We start from the raw sequence: 15,663 nt of genomic DNA, 5'->3' as shown, positions 1-15,663 counted from the left end.
TTGCAATGCAAATGCATTGCAATGCTGTCGCATCGCTACTACTTTGGATACGGTGTGTCACCGAAAGACCTCGGTGCGCCCACGATCGCCTCCTCGAACCAGAGGTCCCGTCTTGTCAACGCCTTAAGCTCAGCCCTTCCGAAGGACCAACAGGTGTGGTGTAGGTAAAGCGAGTGCCTTCCGGTGTCCGCGCGAGCTCGCACGGACACTCGGTCTCCTAAAAGTGACCTCTGATAAGCCCTCATTAGCGCTGGTTGCCGCCCGAGCCCTGTTTCTGAACGAAACACATTCGGTCACCCCTCTCAGAATCGTCTCTTCGGAGATCCGCTTCACCGATCCGAGTTCCTCCTGCTCTGACCGCACTGCGGGGCAGCGCGCAAAGGGCCTTGTCACATCAGGTGGGAATGGCAGCGATGGTAAGAATCCACTTCACCAGCACCGACTTCGCGCGAACCGTGGTGGCGGCGGAGCCCGACCCCATGTGGGAGACGCTGCTCAGCCTTCACATGCTCCAGAGCCGGGACGGGCGCAGGGTGTTCGGACCCTGGCGCCGCACTCTCGGAGGGGTTCCTTCCGAGTCACTGCGCGACGTGCTGCCCCTGGTGCCCCCGCGCGGTTACTCTCCCGACTTCCTCACCCCCGCAGGGGTCATCGGACACATGGAGGAGGGGATCGACGTCCTCGCGGGCACGCCGCGCTCCCGACTGCGCGGAGACCTGGAGGTTCTCGGACGCGACCGGAAGCTGCCCGGATGGAGCTCGGACCTGGCGAGCGGAGGCACGGGCGCCCTCCGCAGGCTCACGGGCGCTTTGCGCGACCACCACGACCGTGCCCTGGCGCCCCACTGGGACTCCGTCCGCCGGCATGTCCACGCAGACCGGGCCCTGCGCGCCCGCACGCTGCTCCAGGGAGGCGTCGACTCCCTGCTCTCCGGTCTGAGTCCGGTCCTGGACTGGCAGTCCCCCGTGCTGGAGATGCGGAGTCTGCTCACCGACCGGGACCTGTACCTGGACGGGCGAGGACTGCGCCTGATCCCGTCCTTCTTCTGTTGGCGCGCCCCCATCCTGCTCCGGGATCCCTCCCTGCCGCCAGTCCTGGTCTACCCCGTCGACCACGACGCGGTGGAGGCCGACTGGCTCTTCGGCGGGAGGGGGCGCCGTGGCGACGAGGCGCTGGGAAACCTCCTCGGCCGGACCCGTGCCGAGGTCCTGTGCACAGTGGCCCGTCACGGGCACTCCACCACCCAGGTGGCACGCCAGGTCGGCGTCTCCATGGCGACGGCGAGCCAGCACCTGAGCGTGCTGCGGGAGAACGGCCTGGTCGCCACACACCGGCTCGGCTCCTCCTCGCACCACACCGTCACACCCCTGGGACGTGGTCTGTGCGGTGGTTGAGCGGTGGTCCGGCTCCGCGCGGCCGAGGGTGCGCCCGGTGGTCCGGCCCTGCCCACGGCCTGGCGGGGGCTCCTCATCGACCTCCATCGCTCCGGTGCCGGCTGCCGAGTGGAGGCCCATCCGTGACTGGGAGGTCCCGTTCCCTGGACGCCACTCCTACCTGTGTCTTTAGGGCAAGGCCGAAGGTTGTTGCCGGTCCGAAGCCGTTGAGCGGAGGATATGAACGACAACGGGAACCCGCTCCGACAGCGTCAGACGGCCCCGTACCCCCGTGAAAGTGGAGCCCTCATGCGTCTGAAGACCTTCCTCGCCCCTGCCCTGGTCGGCCTCATGGCCACCGGTCTGTTCGCGACCGCCGCACCTGCCTCCGCTGCCGCGGCACCCTCCGCGGCCCCGGCCGACGAGGTGTCGGCCCAGGCCTACCGCGTTACCGCCTGGGGCGGCCAGACTCCGGTGCGCTCCCAGCCCAGCAACACCAGCAGGCAGATTAGCTACGTCGTGGGCCCCAACGCCTACAGCGCCGAGTGCTGGGGCCACTACCAGTGGATCGACTACCGCGGTTACCGCAGCGACGTGTGGGTTCGGCTGCGCCTGAACTCCGGCGGCATCGGCTGGGTCACCGCGATCGCTCTCAACGGCGATTACAAGGCCAACCTGCCCGTGAACGCGCGGTGCTGATTCCCTGACCGCTGCCCAGAACGTCTCCGCGCCGCGAGCGGCGCGGAGACGTCCGTGCTCGGGTCGGTCGCCGCGCCTCGGGCGCCTTTCAGGTAATGCCGGATCCTGTTCCGATGTCCCTGGCACCCCGCTTCCCGTGCACGCCCGCCCGCCGCCCGGCGCCGGTTCGCGACCCCGGCCGAATTCGTCCGCGAAAACTCATCGTGGAGGGCATCCGCGAGGGCCTGGCGGCCCGCGCGGCAGGCACCCGCCCCGGGTGTCCTCCGGCCACGGCCACCACCCCGGCCTGCCCACGCCGTTGCACCAGTCTCCGACGAGGCCACAGGCCCCGTTGTAGGGACTCACCGGTTCCTTGTCCTGTTGCCGTGCGTTCGGAAGCACCCCAGGAGCTGTTCTGGGGTATGCCTAGACTGCGAGCATGAATTTCGAGGTCGACGCCATTTTGTTTGACATCGACGGGACGCTCGTCGATTCCACGCCCGCTGTGGTCCGCACATGGACCGCATTCGCGCAAGAGCGGACGCTCGACATCGAGGAAATCCTGCGGGTCTCCCACGGTCGTCGTACCGAAGACACCTTGGCGGATCTGCTGCCCGCTTCCGAAGTTGCGGCGGCCACAGCACAGATGGAGCAGATGGAGCTCGACGACCTCGGCGACGTCACGGCCCTTCCGGCGGCCGATTCCGTCCTGAGGGGACTGCCTGCCGATCGCTGGGCGGTGGTCACGTCCGGCTCGCGTCGTTTGATGCGGACCCGGTTGCGAGCTGCAGGACTTCCCGTGCCGCAGGCGTTCATCGGTGCTGAGGACGTCGAGCATGGCAAGCCTGACCCCGGGGGCTACCTCACCGCTGCTGCGACGTTGGGGGCGGAGCCGACACGGTGCCTGGTCGTGGAAGACGCTCCAGCGGGCATTCGGGCAGGCCGCGCGTCGGGAGCCGCAGTCCTGGCCGTGGCCACATCACACGACGAAAGCGTGCTTTCCGAGGCTGACGTAGTGGTCAAGGATTTGAGCATGCTCGCGGTGACCGTGACGCCCGCGGGCCTCCGGGTCAGCGCAACCTCCATGGTCAGTACACCCGGGGCTCACCCCTTGACACGCGAATAGCCCTCGCTCTTGCGAAACGCGCCGGAGGAGCGAGGGCTGTGGGGCGACAGCGCCTGAACACCCGAGCACGACGCGACGGCCTGCCCCGACGGTCTTCACCGTCGGGACAGGCCGTTTTCTTAGGTGGGGTCTACTCGTCTTCGTCGTCGTCCAGCGGCTGGTCGAGGTCGCGGAGTTCACGGCGGCCGCAGGGCATGTCCGGAAGCAGGAACGAGTAGTGGCTCGTTGCCCTTCCCGGCACCCCGGCCCCGCTCTCAGGGCAGCTGGTCCAGGAACCAGGTGGACAGCTCCTCGGTGACCAGGGTGTGCATCTCGCTCTGCGACGCGAATTTGACGGCGTGGAAGGGCGTCTCCTCCAACTCCTCGTCGCTGATCGGGGTGTAGAGGTCGTCGCGGGTGGCCGGCTCGCGCAGGGCGATAGCGCTGACGGCCGGGACGAAACAGTGCTCGCGGACCGGGTTGTCGACCTTGAAGCCCAGCCAGGACGGAAGATCGTTCAGCGCGTCGGCGAGGATCCCGAAACCGGGGAGGGTGCCGCCGGGCGCGCCGTCGATGTCGGGCAGTTCGCTGGTGCGGATCTGGCGGGTGGGCAGGGTGACCACCCGGAGCTTGGCGGCCAGTTGGTCGTCGCCCTCGGGCTGGGTGCGCAGCTCGGTGCCGGTGACGGCCAGCCCCTTGCCGACCACGGCCTCGATTCCGGGGACCACGCCGTTGCCGGCGCCGCTGTCGGGGCCGTTGGCCAGGGCGATCAGCCGGGTCTGCCTCGACCGGGGCCAGTTGCCGACCTCCTCCAGCGCGCGCAGGAACTCCAGGCGCCGCTCACTGGTGACGGGCTTGTCCTGCCAGCTCGCGATGTGCTTGCTCAGCAGCTCCTGGGCGGCCGGACTGTTGATCTGGTCCGAGAAGCGGGCGTCGAGCTTCCTGGTGTAGTGCGCGAACGCCTGGAGGGAGAGGGGGATCCAGGCGCCGGTGTGCGGGCTGTCGTAGGAGTAGTAGAGCTCCGTCTGGTGCTCGATGCCGACCGTCTCCATCTTGGCGAGCGCGTACCGGGTGACCAGGCCGCCCATACTGAAGCCGCCGACGGTCAGCGGGTGGTCGCCCACACGGCGGTCGATCGCCTCGATGACGGCCGCTATCACCGTTTCGGAGTTCTGCAGGATCGACGCGCTGCGCTCGTGGTAGCCGACCAGGACCACGTCGCGGCCCCGGCGGCGGAGCTCGCTCAGCAGCGGGTAGGGGCCGTACTCCAGTTGCTCCCAGGTGAAGCCGAGGTCGCTGGGGCCGGCGCTGAAGCCGTCCGCCATCAGGACCGGGCGGGTGAGCTGGCCGTTGCCCTCGCCGTGGTAGACCCAGGCGGTGCCGTGGGGCAGGTCCCAGATGTCGTCGGGCGGGGGCGGGGTGCGGTCGGTGGTGCGCGGGCCGGGAGCCAGGATGATCGGGGGAGCGGCCTGCAGGGCTTCGGCGGCCTGTTCCTCGGTGGTGCTCACGGGCATTCCTTCGTCCTGGGCGGGCGCCTGCCGCCCGCCGCGTCCCGGCCATCCTGACTTTCCGTGCGCGAGATCGTGGGAAAACAGGCCACCAGCGGCCGATTACCGGAGCAGGACGTGCGGTTGGCGGTGGTATGGGGCGGTTGCAGGAGCCACACCTGCGGGGATCCGGCCGACCGCAGAGCCCTCTTGCGGTCCGACCGGGTCCGCCCTTCAGCCGACACCGCTCCCGCGAAGCGGCGGCCGACCGTCACGGTCGCCGCCCGGCGCCGGTTCGCGACCACTGTGCAATGCGTTTTGTCCGACCCCGCGGCGGCGCGGGATAGTCTGCTCGGGTGTTCGAGACAACGGCGTGGAAGGAGCGCGTGCTCCGGCCCGCACGAAGAGTGGGAGCGGCCGACGCCCTGCTCCCAGCGGCCCTCGTGGCCCTGTCCTTCGTCCCCGGCGTCGCCCACCAGGGGGTCGATCTGGTGGAACTGCCGGACGACCGGTCCCTGGACACCCTGGGCCTGGCTCTCCTCGCCGCCCAGGCCGCGCCCCTCGCCCTCCGGCGCCGGTTCCCCCTCACCTGCCTGGTCGTGGTCGCCGCCGCGTTCACCGCCTTCCAACTGCTGCGCTACCCCAACGCCTTCGCCTCCCTCGCGCTGATCGTGGCCCTGTACACCGCCGGCACGCGCCCGCCGCGCCGCCCCGCGGCAGTGGCCGCGGGGGCGGTCGCCGTCTACGCGCTCGTCTGCTCCTTCCTGCACCTCGCGGGCTCGCGGGCCACCGTGGCCGACTACTTCGCCTTCGGCCTCGTCCTGGCCGCGTGCTGCGCTCTCGGCGGGTGGGTGCGCGCCCGGGCCCTGGACGCGGAGGAGCGCCGCCGCCGCGCGGAGGCGGACGCCGCTGCCGCCGAACGGGCCCGTATCGCCCGCGACCTGCACGACGTCGTCACCCACCACGTCACCTCGATGGTGGTCCAGGCCGACACGGCGGGCTACCTGCTCGGGCAATCCGACCGGGTGGGAACCACCCTGACCAGCATCGGGGAGACGGGGCGGCGCGCACTGGACGATCTCCGGCACCTGCTCGGCGTCCTGGACGCGCGCGAGGAACCGGCCGGTCCCTCGCTCGGCGAACTCGCCGGCCTCGTCGAGCGCTCCCGCAGGGCCGGGCAGAACGTGGACCTGGTCGAGGACGGCGAGCCCCGGCCGATGCGCCCCCAGGAGGAGGAAGCCCTCTACCGCGTCGTCCAGGAGTCCGTCACGAACGCGCTCAAGCACGCGCCCGACAGGCACGTCGTCGTCCGCATCGATCACGGGGACGAGGCGGTGGGCGCCCGGATCACCACCGGGGGCGGCGCCCCTCCGGCCGAGGGGAGCGGACCCCCTCGGCTCAATCCTGGCGGCGGTCGCGGCCTGACGGGCCTGCGGGAGAGGGTCGGCGCCGTCGGCGGGGAGCTGCGCGCGGGTCCTTCCGACGACGGGGGCTTCACGGTGCACGCCAACATCCCCAGAGGAGAGAAGTGAACGGTGGTTCGCCCATCCGCGTCGTGGTCTGCGAGGACGACGAGCTGGTGCGCGCCGGGTACGCCGCGGTGCTCGACGCCCAGCCGGACATGGCCGTGGTCGGGCAGGCCCGCGACGGTGTCGAGGCGGTGAGCCTCATCCGGGACCTGCGGCCCGACGTCGCGGTGATGGACATCCACATGCCCGGTCTGAGCGGCATCGAGGTGACCGCCCGCCTGGCGGAGCCGCCGGACCCCCACCCGGTGCGGGTCCTGGTGGTGACCACCTTCAACCTGGACGAATACGTCTACGAGGCGCTGCGGGCGGGTGCGAGCGGGTTCCTGCTGAAGGGCACCCCGCTGCACGAGCTGATCGCGGGCGTGCGCACGGTCGCCCGGGGAGAGGCCCTGCTGGCGCCGGCGGTGACCCGGCGGCTCATCGGCGAGTACGCCCTGCGGATCCGCCCCGCCGACCCCGTCCCTCCACCGGTGCACACCGAGCCGCTGACCGGGCGCGAGCACGAGGTGCTGCTCCTCATGGCGGAGGGACTGTCCAACGGTGAGATCGCCGAGCGGATGACGATCGCGCACGAGACCGTCAAGACCCACGTGTCGCGGATCCTCACCAAACTCCGATTGCGCGACCGGGTCCAGGCCGTCGTGTTCGCCTACCGCTCGGGGCTGGTGCGGCAGGGCTGAGAGCCGGGTCCCCCTTCCGAGCTACCGAATCGCGCTCGCGCGGGCGATGTGGCCGAGGGGGCTCCTTTTCTAGCCTGGGAACCGGTCGGAGCGCCCCCCGCGCTCCGCGTTCCAGGAAGTGGTCCCGACATGTCCCACGACGCCGCACCCGCGTCCACCCCCCGCAGGCTCCGGCAAGTGGCTCCGCGCTTGTTGCTCCTCCTGCTCCTGTTCGGCGTCCTGGCCGCGCTCATCCCCGGTGTGACGGGCGCGGTGGGCACAACGGTGTGGGCCCTGCCCGTCGGCGTCGCGGCGGCGGCCCTGGGTCTGTGGGCCTACCGGCTCGCGATCCGCCGGATCGAGGCGAGGGAGCCGCTGGAACTCTCCCGCGAGGGGGCGGCCCGCGGACTCGGGTGGGGAACGGCGGCAGGCCTCGGCGTGTTCACCGCGACCATCGCGGTCATCGCCGTCTTCGGGGGCTACCGGATCACCGGCTGGGGATCGTTCGAGGCGTTCCTCGCCGTGTGCGGACTGATGTGCGCGGTCGCGGTCGCGGAGGAGCTGCTGTTCCGCGGGGTGCTCTTCCGCGTCGTGGAGGAGTTCTCCGGGACCTGGGGCGCGCTCGCCGTCAGCTCCGTGCTCTTCGGCGGACTGCACCTGGTGAACCCGAACGCGACCCTGTGGGGCGCGCTGGCCATCGCCCTGGAGGCCGGTCTCATGCTCGGCGCCGCCTATGTGGCCACGCGCTCCCTGTGGCTGCCGATCGGTCTGCATCTCGGCTGGAACACGGCGCAGGCCGGGGTCTTCGGCACCGCCGTCTCCGGCAGCGAGGACGCGTTCGCCGGGCTGTTCGCCGGGGAGACGAGCGGGCCCACCGCGCTCAGCGGAGGCGCCTTCGGCCCCGAGGGCAGTGTCTTCGCGGTGCTGCTCTGCGGCGCGGTCACGGTGTACCTGCTGCGTGTGGCCCACCGCAGGGGCCACATCGTGCCCCGGCCCGCGCGCCGGGCCTGAGCTCCCGGTCGTCGGCTGCGCCGCCGAACAGCGAGGGGTCCCCGGTCGGCCCGGGGGTGGTCACGGCCCGCCTCGGACGGGGACGCGGCTCCGGGGCCCGGCCCACGAACTGCTGAAGTGCCTGCGTGCTGCCGTCCGGGAGGGGCGCTGTGCCACGGGCCGGACGGACTCGCGCCGCTCCTTCCGCATGGGTCCGCGCGGGTAGCAGCGGCCCCGGACACGGGATCCCTTGGGGGAGACGGAGGTGAGGACCTCGGCGCACAGTGCGTCGAGGTCCTCGCGGAGTTTTCCCCAGCGGCCGGGCCCACGCGCCCGTCACGACAACGACCGTCGCCGCCCGGCCGCGGAGGCCGCCCCCCTGGGGGCGGCCTCCGTGTGTCAGCCCTCGTCGTCCATGGGCTCCTCGTCCATTCCCTCGTCCATGGGCTCCTCGGACATGTCGTCGCCCATGGGGTCCTCCGACATGTCGTCCTCCCCGGACTCCTCCGTCATCTCCTCGGACGTGTCATCGGTCATCTCCTCCGACATGTCCTCGTCCGCGGGACCGTCGGTCATCTCCTCGGAGTCCACCGAGTCCCCCTCTCCCCCCGCCGTGTTCTCGCAGGCGGCCAGACCGAGGACGGCGGTGACGGCGATCGCGCCGGCGGCCAGCAGCGTGCGGCTCCGGTGAAAAGTCGTGGGCATGGTGTCTTCTCCTTCTCGTGGTGTGCGTTTCCCGCCCGGCTCGCGGTCCGAGCCGGGTGTTCCTCACGGGCGGCTCAGACCACCGTCACGGTGATGCGGTGGTGTCCGGTGGCGCCGGCGGGCGCAGGGGCCGCCCGGTCGGGGGTCTGTACTCGTCCGGCCCGGTCGGTGGCGCGGACGGTGATCGTGTGCTCTCCGGGGTCGGCTTCCCACTCCAGGACCCATTGGCGCCAGGTGTCGGTGCTCCCCTCCGGGGCGAGTTCAGCCTCGGTCCAGGACCCGTCGTCGACGCTGACCTCGACCCGGTCGACGCCGGTGCCCTGTGCCCAGGCCACTCCCGCGACCGCGATCCGGCCCCGCTCCGGGCTCGCCCCGTCGCGCGGGGTGTCCACGCGCGACTGGGTCCTGATCGGGCCGCGCTCGGCCCACCCCCGCGGGACCCAGTAGGCGTCGAAGGACGCGAAGGTGGTGAGTTCGACGTCGACGATCCACTTGCAGGCCGACACGTAGCCGTAGAGGCCGGGGACGACCATGCGGACGGGGAAGCCGTGCTCGTGGGACAGGGGGCGTCCGTTCATGCCCACGGCCAGGAGGGCGTCGCGCCCGTCCATGACGTCGGCGACCGGGGTGCCGATGGTCATGCCGTCCTCGGACCTGGACACCAGTTGGTCGGCGGGCCCGCCCTCGTCGGGAGGGCGCACCCCGGCCTCGGCGAGCAGGGAGGCGAGCGGGACGCCGAGCCAGCGCGCGTTGCCCAGGTAGCCGCCGCCCACCGGGTTGGACACGCAGGTGAGCGTGATGTCCCTTTCGCGCAGGTCGGCGTGGCGGAGGAGGTCGTCGTAGGCCAGGACGAGCTCCCGGCGCACGCCGAGGCCGTGGATCCGCAGCGACCAGGTGGAGGCGTCGATGCGGGGGACCGAGAGCGCGGTGTCGATGCGGTAGAAGTCGCTGCCGGGGGTGAAGTACGGGGCGAGGCCGTCGATTTCCAGGTCCACCCCCTCGGGCAGGGGCGCGGCTCTGTCGGCGGGCGCCGGCAGGCGGACGGTGGCCGGGGTGAGGCCGCCGCCGGAGATCCCGGCGGACAGCAGGCGGGCGCCGGCGCCGACTCCGGCCGCGGCGGCCGTGGCCGCTCCGGCGAGGAGGACGAAGCGACGCCGGTCGGGACCGCCCGCGGCGCCCGGAGCGCTCCGGCCGCCCCGTAGTGTGCGGATCGACCAGGTGAGGGCGACTGCGAAGACGACCGTTCCCGCGGCGGTGGGCAGGGCGTCGAGCGGAACGGCGTCGGGACGGCTGAGCGCGGCGGTCAGACCGGCGCCGGCGAACAGCGCGGCGCCCGCCGCCCCGAGGACGGGACGCCGGGACGCCGCCGAGCCGATCAGGGCCGCCGCGCAGGCGAGGAGGACCCCGATGCCGGTGAGCAGCGCCACCTTGTCCGCAGTGCCGAAGAGGTCGACGGCGAACTGCTTGAGGGGGAGGGGGACCAGGTCGATGACACCGGCGCCGACGGCCTGGACCGGCGTGGCGGTCGGGCGCGACAGGACCGCTCCGACGACTTCGGCCGCGGCCAGGGCGACCGCTGCGGACACGAGTCCGGCCAGGGAGGCCGAGCCCGTGGGGATGCGTCGTGGTGTGTCGGTCATGCCCTTGGTTCGGTGCCGGACCGGCGGGGGCGACTCCACATTCGGTAACGAACAGGTGACGAATGCGGAGCGGCGGTCTCCTCGGGCCGCCCGGGACCGAATTCCGGAGTGACGAGGTGGGAAGGTCGGTGGCGAGGTGAGGCGGGCGAGGATGCGCGTTCCCGGATCGGGGGCCCACACGGTGTCGGACGGGGAGCGCGACGACGAGGAGTCCTCCGGCGGGAGGCACGCCCTGTCCGCTCTGCTGCGCGAGGTCGCACTCGGCGACCTGTCGGCGTTCGAGTCGCTCTACCGGGAACTCTCGGGGGCGGTGTTCGGCGTGGCCAGACGTGTGCTGGTGGATACGGCCCAGGCGGAGGAGGTGTGCCAGGAGGTGTTCCTGGAGGTCTGGCGGACCAGTGCCCGCCACGACCCGTCCCTGGGCAGCGTGGACGCGTGGGTGCTGACCATCGCCCACCGCCGGGCGGTGGACCGGGTCCGCTCCGAGCAGGCGGCGTCGGACCGGTTGACCGCGGTCGGCCGCCTGGAACCGCGGGCCACGCCGCACGACACGGTGCCCGAGCAGGTGGAGCACCGGTTGGAGCGGGAGAAGGTGCGCCGCTGTCTGCGGAAGCTGACCGAGCCGCAGCGCGAGGCCGTGCGCCTCACCTACTACACGGGGTACACGCAGCGGCAGGTGGCCGACCTCCTGCGGGTACCGCTGACCACGGTCAAGGGACGGCTGCGCGACGGGTTGATCAAACTGAGGGACTGCCTGGGGGTGACGGTGTGAGACGGCGGGGGGAACACGGTCTGACGGCGGGCTACGCCGTCGATGCCCTGGATCCCGCGGAGGTCCGGGCGGCGGAGAGGCACCTCGCCGAGTGCGAGGACTGCCGGCGCGATCTCGTGGAGTTCCGTGAGACCGCGGTGCGTCTGGCGCGCGCGGAGACGGTGCAGCCGAGGGAGGAGGTGTGGGAGTCGATCCTGGCCGAGGCCCGTGTGACACGTCAGAAGCCGCCGGCGCGGTCCCGTCCGGAGGGTCGGACCCTCCGTTCCCGGACAGTGGGGCGGTGGCTGCCGTGGGGGCTGGCCGCGTCCCTCGCGCTGTTCTCCATGGTGCTGGCGGGGACTCTGGCGTCCGTCAGCGAGCGGCTCGCAGAGCAGGAGGCCCGGACCTCGGAGGTGGAGACGCTGCTGGCTGCGGCCGACACCAACATGGTCGCGGCGTCGCTGGGCGAGGCCCGTGCCACGGTCTTCGCCTCCTACGACCGCGACGCCGCGGTCTTGGTGGTCGAAGGGCTCTCCGCCGCGCCGGAGGGTATGGACTACCGCATGTGGTGGGTGGACGGTGACGGTGTCCGCCCTGCGGGGGTCATGGAGTCCTCGGGCGAGGGCCGGTACGCGGGTGTGGCCGGTGACATGGGGTTCCCCGACCAGTTGTGGATCTCTCTGGAACCCGAGGGCGACATGGCGGAGCCGAGCGGTGAGGAGCTCTCCATCGATCTGTGAGGGTCCGGCCGGGACCTGGAGGTCGACCTCCTCATAGGTGTGGTCGGTGTGCCGGAACACCAGCAGTTCGCCGTCGCGAACGATGCAGCAGAGCACCTTGTCCTTGACGGTCTTCTCGGGCACGAATCCTCTTCTCCTTTGTGGATGTGGCCGGTGCTTGGCGGGGTGGTCGCGGCGGGTGTCGCCCTGACGCCCCATCGTCCTCGGCCGGGCCCGCCCGCCACCGGGTGGGGGCGTCGGCGACGTCTGCCCGTAATCGCGGCCTCCTCGGAGGAGGAGCATCGGCTTGTCGAGTGCGGCGGCGGTCGCCACCGGATCGAGATCGCGCAGTTCGAGCGACAGCCCCGAGCAACGGGGTGCTGCGCGAGGCTGCCTCTGTAACCTGTAGCACTTCTCCGAGGAACCGCTATTTCATCGGTCCCGGTCCCGACACGAACGGAGTCACCCGATGAGCCGCGACATACAGGTCACCTTCGACGCCCACGATCCGAGGGCGCTGTCGTTCTTCTGGTGTGAGGTGCTGGGCTACGTCCATTCCGGCCCGCCCGGAGTCGACCTGCCCGAGGGCGCCGACCCGCTGGTCGCCCGGGAAGACTTCCTCACCCGGCTCGGCGTACCGCAGGACCAGCACGACACCACGATGGCCATCGAGGCCCCCGGCGGGCGGGGACCCCGGCTCTTCTTCCAACGGGTGCCCGAGGGCAAGGTCGTCAAGAACCGTCTCCACCTCGACGTTCGGGTGGATCCGGAGCTGCGGGGACAGGCGCGGATGGCAGCCCTGCAGGCCGAGTCCGACCGTCTTCTCACTCTGGGGGCCTCCCAACTGCGCCGCCAGGACCCCGAACCGCCGCTGGAGACCGGCTTCATCGTGATGGCCGACCCCGAGGGCAACGAGTTCTGCCTGGACTGACTGTGAGGCCGTGTCCGAAGGGCGGCCGCCACCTCGCCGCGGCCGCGCCGGCGGGCTCGGCTTCGGCTCCACCGCCGGCCGAGCCCGCCGGTGGAGCCGAAGCTTCGGCGGAGTGATACCGCGCCGGGGTGCGTGCCCGGCCTGGAACGGAGCCGCCGGAGCCGGCTGCCCCGGGGCCGCCCCGCGGGAGCACGGCGGGCGTCCGGTTCAGCGGGAGGCGGTCCGGCCGGTGAAGCAGGCCAGCGGATCCGGTCCCGCTGGCCGGATCGAAGCACTCCGGTCACCGCGGGCGCCTCCTCACGCGGAGGCGGCACCCGCCGTCCCGGCCCGGCGCATGCGGTTCACCCCCATCGGCCCCCGCCCCCGCCGGGAGCGCCGTTGCCGAGGTTCCTCACTCTGTCGATGTTCTGTTCCTCGTTGACCCTGTAGTTCCTGGCGGTGCCCACGGTGCGGTCGGAGGCTTGGCGCAGGCCGCGGGCGACGGGTCTCAAGTACGGCATGAGGTTCTCCTCCACCGGTTGCATGACGTTGTTCATCTGCCTGGCGAAGTCGTCGCCCTCGCCCCAGGGCGTTCCCAGGGCCGGGCGCACGGACTCGTACCACTCGACCAGTGCCTCGAGCCTGTCGGCCGGTTCGTGGATGTAATGCCCGTCGCGCGCCAGTTCGTCCGGCGCGACGTAGAGGGAATCGTTGGAGCTGCTGCCGCTGCCGTCGTATCTCGGCATGGTCTCTCCTGCCAGATGTGTGTACCGCGGTGAAAGTCGAGTGCCGCCCCCCGGCTACAGCGGCGGCGGTTCCACGCCGAGACCGCGGAAGAGGTCGCGGATGTTGAGGGTTCCCTTCATGACGTCGTCCACGGCGACGCCCTCGGGAGCGAAGGGCTGGTAGAGCGTCTCCACCCGGTCGGCCATTTGCCCCCGTGCGCGGTTGATGACGTCCTTGACGGCGCTCGCCAGTTCCGTGGGCGCCATGTTCCGATAGGACTGGCTGTTGAACTTCAGATCGACCAGTTCACCGCTCGCGTTCACCGTCGCCGCGACGAGGCGGTTCTTGGACACGGCCTCCTCGGTCGCCTGCTCCAGGTTCGCGCTCGCGTCCTCCACCTCGCGGAGCGTCCGCTGAAGCCGAGCCAGCTCTTGTGCGTTCTGTGCTTCCCAGCCGCTCATCGCCCGTTCCACTCCTTCTGTCCTTGTCTTCGGCCACTCTGGGTAGCGGCCTGTCCTGAAAAATGTTGTTCTGTGCAGACGAGGCGCCTTGCATCCGCTCGGCCTCCGGCCACGGGGCACACGGGTCGGTCCGCTCCGGCCTGGTACGACCTGGGGGGAGGCCGGTCGAGTCGCGGTGCCGAGCCCGGCGCCGCGGCTTGCTCCGGTGACGACGGCGCGTGCCGGGCCGATTCGGCCGGGGGATGCCGATGATCCTGCGCGGTAGTGTCTGCTTCCCAGTCGTTGTGCGTGGTCCACTGTCGCGGAGTCGGTCGGAGTTATACAGGGACTTCCGATCAGAGGATGTGGCGGGCGAGGTTCCGTCCTCGCCGAGCGGAAGGGCGTCCACGGCCTTTCGTCCGGGGATCACCGGACCGCCGCCCCGCTTGAAGGGGGAACAACGGCCCGCGGCCGACAGAGCCCGCTGACGGTGGGAACGACAGAGCACCGAGCAAGAAGGAGACGGCCGTGATCGACCGGGCCGGACTGGCGACATTCCTCCGACTCCGCCGGGAGTCGCTGCAACCCGAGGACGCCGGCCTCCCGCGCGGACCGCGCCGCAGGACCAGCGGGCTGCGCCGCGAGGAGGTCGCCGAGCTCTGCCACATGTCGACCGACTACTACACCCGACTCGAACAGGAACGCGGACCCCAGCCGTCCGTGCAGATGCTCGCCTCCATCGCCCAGGGGCTACACCTCTCCCTCGACGAACGCGACCACCTGTTCCGCCTCGCCGGGCACAACCCGCCCACCCGCGGCGCGGACAGCAAGCACATCAGCCCCGGCCTGCTGCGCATCCTCGACCGACTGGACGACACCCCCGCCGAGATCGTCACCGAACTCGGGGAGACCCTGCGCCAGAGTCCGCTCGGTGTGGCACTCATCGGGGACACGACCCACTACACCGGCCCGGCGCGCAGCAACGGCTACCGCTGGTTCACCGACCCCGGCGCCCGGCAGCTCTACGCACCCGACGACCACGAGCTGCTGTCGCGGATGTACGCGTCCGGCCTGCGCCGGCTCGTCACGCTCCGGGGCCCCGACTCGCAGGCGGCGCACTACGCCGATCTTCTCCTCGGCCAGAGCGAGGAGTTCCGCCGCCTGTGGGAGGAACACGAGATCGGTGTCCTCCCCAACGAGGTCAAGCGGTTCGTCCACCCCGAGGTCGGCGCGCTGGAACTGAACTGCCAGACGCTGCTCGACCCGCACCAGTCGCACCGCCTGCTCGTCTACACCGCCGTCCCGGGCACCGAGAGCTACGACAAGCTGCAGCTCCTCTCCGGTGTCGACGTGCAGACCCCTCACTGACCTCCCACCTCGTGGGCCCCCTGGGCGCGACGGCTACGACGACGGTCGACCCGAGTGGCCGGCGGGGATCAGCGCTCACGCCAGGCGTCCACGAGCGGCAGGTCGGAGCGGGTCCCGGACGGACCGGTCCTATCCGGGGATCCACGATCCCTGGCTCCCGTCGCCTTCAAGCGGGACAGTGGTACCGAAGGAAGACGACGACCGCGCCGACGCGGAGTTCGGACCCGACGAACCGATTCGGGCATCCCCCTTCATGAACGCAGCCCTCCCGCCCGAACCGGGCGGAGGCGGGCAGACCGCCCGGCCGACACCCCGGCCGGGCTCGGAGGTCTCGGTCCGAGCGATCCCCGGACATGAGACGGCCACCGCTGTGACCATGCGGTGTGCTGGAACCGGACGACCAGCGGTGGCCGCGCCGCCCACCGGAGCAGGGGTCGCCCCCACGGTCCGGGTGAACGGGTTCGACGACCTGTTCGCCCGGACCGGGCCCCTACTCCGGCCGTAGGGAACCCGGGCCGCGCACCCGCCCCCGGTCGATGAACCTGCCCGGTGACCTGAACCACAAGGACGGCCGTCCCCCGGT

General features: G+C 71.3%; 15 protein-coding genes. 10 read left to right on the top strand and 5 right to left on the bottom strand.

Annotated features, from left to right (window positions below; genetic code table 11):
- Nucleotides 1-404 precede the first annotated feature (404 nt).
- From ACQPYD_RS18305 to ACQPYD_RS18295, 3 genes are all read left to right on the top strand, one after another.
- Complete coding sequence (locus ACQPYD_RS18305; RefSeq protein ID WP_433696812.1) at nucleotides 405-1,394, top strand: ArsR/SmtB family transcription factor; 990 nt, start codon at nucleotides 405-407, stop codon at nucleotides 1,392-1,394.
- A 288-nt stretch (nucleotides 1,395-1,682) separates the two neighbouring features.
- Entirely contained in the window at nucleotides 1,683-2,072 is a 390-nt protein-coding gene (locus tag ACQPYD_RS18300; protein ID WP_433696811.1) for a hypothetical protein, read from the top strand.
- Between the two features lie 418 nt (nucleotides 2,073-2,490).
- Nucleotides 2,491-3,177, top strand: coding sequence for an HAD-IA family hydrolase (locus tag ACQPYD_RS18295; RefSeq protein WP_433696810.1), 687 nt, complete (start codon nucleotides 2,491-2,493; stop codon nucleotides 3,175-3,177).
- A gap of 254 nt (nucleotides 3,178-3,431) precedes the next feature.
- Here the strand turns inward: ACQPYD_RS18295 and ACQPYD_RS18290 are convergent, their stop codons facing one another.
- Nucleotides 3,432-4,670, bottom strand: a complete 1,239-nt coding sequence (locus ACQPYD_RS18290) for an esterase/lipase family protein (RefSeq protein WP_433696809.1) — start codon at nucleotides 4,668-4,670, stop codon at nucleotides 3,432-3,434.
- A gap of 329 nt (nucleotides 4,671-4,999) precedes the next feature.
- Here ACQPYD_RS18290 and ACQPYD_RS18285 point away from each other — a divergent pair, with 329 nt between their 5' ends.
- The 3 genes from ACQPYD_RS18285 to ACQPYD_RS18275 all read left to right on the top strand — a co-directional run bounded on the left by ACQPYD_RS18285 (nucleotide 5,000) and on the right by ACQPYD_RS18275 (nucleotide 7,842).
- The gene (locus ACQPYD_RS18285; protein ID WP_433696808.1) at nucleotides 5,000-6,175 is read left to right on the top strand and encodes a sensor histidine kinase; all 1,176 of its coding nucleotides are present in this window, start codon (nucleotides 5,000-5,002) and stop codon (nucleotides 6,173-6,175) included.
- Nucleotides 6,172-6,852: a response regulator gene (locus ACQPYD_RS18280; RefSeq protein ID WP_433696807.1), complete on the top strand. Its 681-nt coding sequence runs from the start codon at nucleotides 6,172-6,174 to the stop codon at nucleotides 6,850-6,852. The genes ACQPYD_RS18285 and ACQPYD_RS18280 overlap by 4 nt, the downstream gene beginning before the upstream one ends.
- Nucleotides 6,853-7,029: 177 nt before the next feature.
- Complete coding sequence (locus ACQPYD_RS18275) at nucleotides 7,030-7,842, top strand: lysostaphin resistance A-like protein (RefSeq protein WP_433696806.1); 813 nt, start codon at nucleotides 7,030-7,032, stop codon at nucleotides 7,840-7,842.
- A gap of 378 nt (nucleotides 7,843-8,220) precedes the next feature.
- Here the strand turns inward: ACQPYD_RS18275 and ACQPYD_RS18270 are convergent, their stop codons facing one another.
- On the bottom strand, nucleotides 8,221-8,526 hold the full coding sequence (locus tag ACQPYD_RS18270) for a hypothetical protein (RefSeq protein ID WP_433696805.1): 306 nt from the start codon (nucleotides 8,524-8,526) through the stop codon (nucleotides 8,221-8,223).
- A gap of 74 nt (nucleotides 8,527-8,600) precedes the next feature.
- Entirely contained in the window at nucleotides 8,601-10,166 is a 1,566-nt protein-coding gene (locus tag ACQPYD_RS18265; RefSeq protein ID WP_433696804.1) for a molybdopterin-dependent oxidoreductase, read from the bottom strand.
- Nucleotides 10,167-10,317: 151 nt separating this feature from the next.
- Between ACQPYD_RS18265 and sigK the strand changes: the two genes are divergently transcribed.
- From sigK to ACQPYD_RS18250, 3 genes are all read left to right on the top strand, one after another.
- Complete coding sequence (gene sigK, locus ACQPYD_RS18260; RefSeq protein ID WP_433696803.1) at nucleotides 10,318-10,938, top strand: ECF RNA polymerase sigma factor SigK; 621 nt, start codon at nucleotides 10,318-10,320, stop codon at nucleotides 10,936-10,938.
- Complete coding sequence (locus ACQPYD_RS18255; protein ID WP_433696802.1) at nucleotides 10,935-11,657, top strand: anti-sigma factor; 723 nt, start codon at nucleotides 10,935-10,937, stop codon at nucleotides 11,655-11,657. Before sigK ends, ACQPYD_RS18255 begins: the two co-directional genes overlap by 4 nt.
- A gap of 448 nt (nucleotides 11,658-12,105) precedes the next feature.
- Nucleotides 12,106-12,567, top strand: coding sequence for a VOC family protein (locus ACQPYD_RS18250; protein ID WP_433696801.1), 462 nt, complete (start codon nucleotides 12,106-12,108; stop codon nucleotides 12,565-12,567).
- Between the two features lie 341 nt (nucleotides 12,568-12,908).
- On the opposite strand, the gene ACQPYD_RS18245 is transcribed toward ACQPYD_RS18250, so the two are convergent.
- On the bottom strand, nucleotides 12,909-13,292 hold the full coding sequence (locus ACQPYD_RS18245; RefSeq protein ID WP_433696800.1) for a hypothetical protein: 384 nt from the start codon (nucleotides 13,290-13,292) through the stop codon (nucleotides 12,909-12,911).
- A 54-nt stretch (nucleotides 13,293-13,346) separates the two neighbouring features.
- Nucleotides 13,347-13,733, bottom strand: a complete 387-nt coding sequence (locus ACQPYD_RS18240; RefSeq protein ID WP_433696799.1) for a YbaB/EbfC family nucleoid-associated protein — start codon at nucleotides 13,731-13,733, stop codon at nucleotides 13,347-13,349.
- Between the two features lie 507 nt (nucleotides 13,734-14,240).
- Here ACQPYD_RS18240 and ACQPYD_RS18235 point away from each other — a divergent pair.
- Nucleotides 14,241-15,080, top strand: coding sequence for a helix-turn-helix transcriptional regulator (locus ACQPYD_RS18235; RefSeq protein WP_433696798.1), 840 nt, complete (start codon nucleotides 14,241-14,243; stop codon nucleotides 15,078-15,080).
- Nucleotides 15,081-15,663: the final 583 nt, after the last annotated feature.

The sequence above is a fragment of the Nocardiopsis sp. CA-288880 genome (assembly GCF_050955985.1).
GTDB classification, from domain to species: domain Bacteria; phylum Actinomycetota; class Actinomycetes; order Streptosporangiales; family Streptosporangiaceae; genus Nocardiopsis; species Nocardiopsis tropica.
The sequence above is the reverse complement of the archived record's forward strand: the minus strand, read 5'-3'. Positions and strand labels throughout refer to the sequence as shown.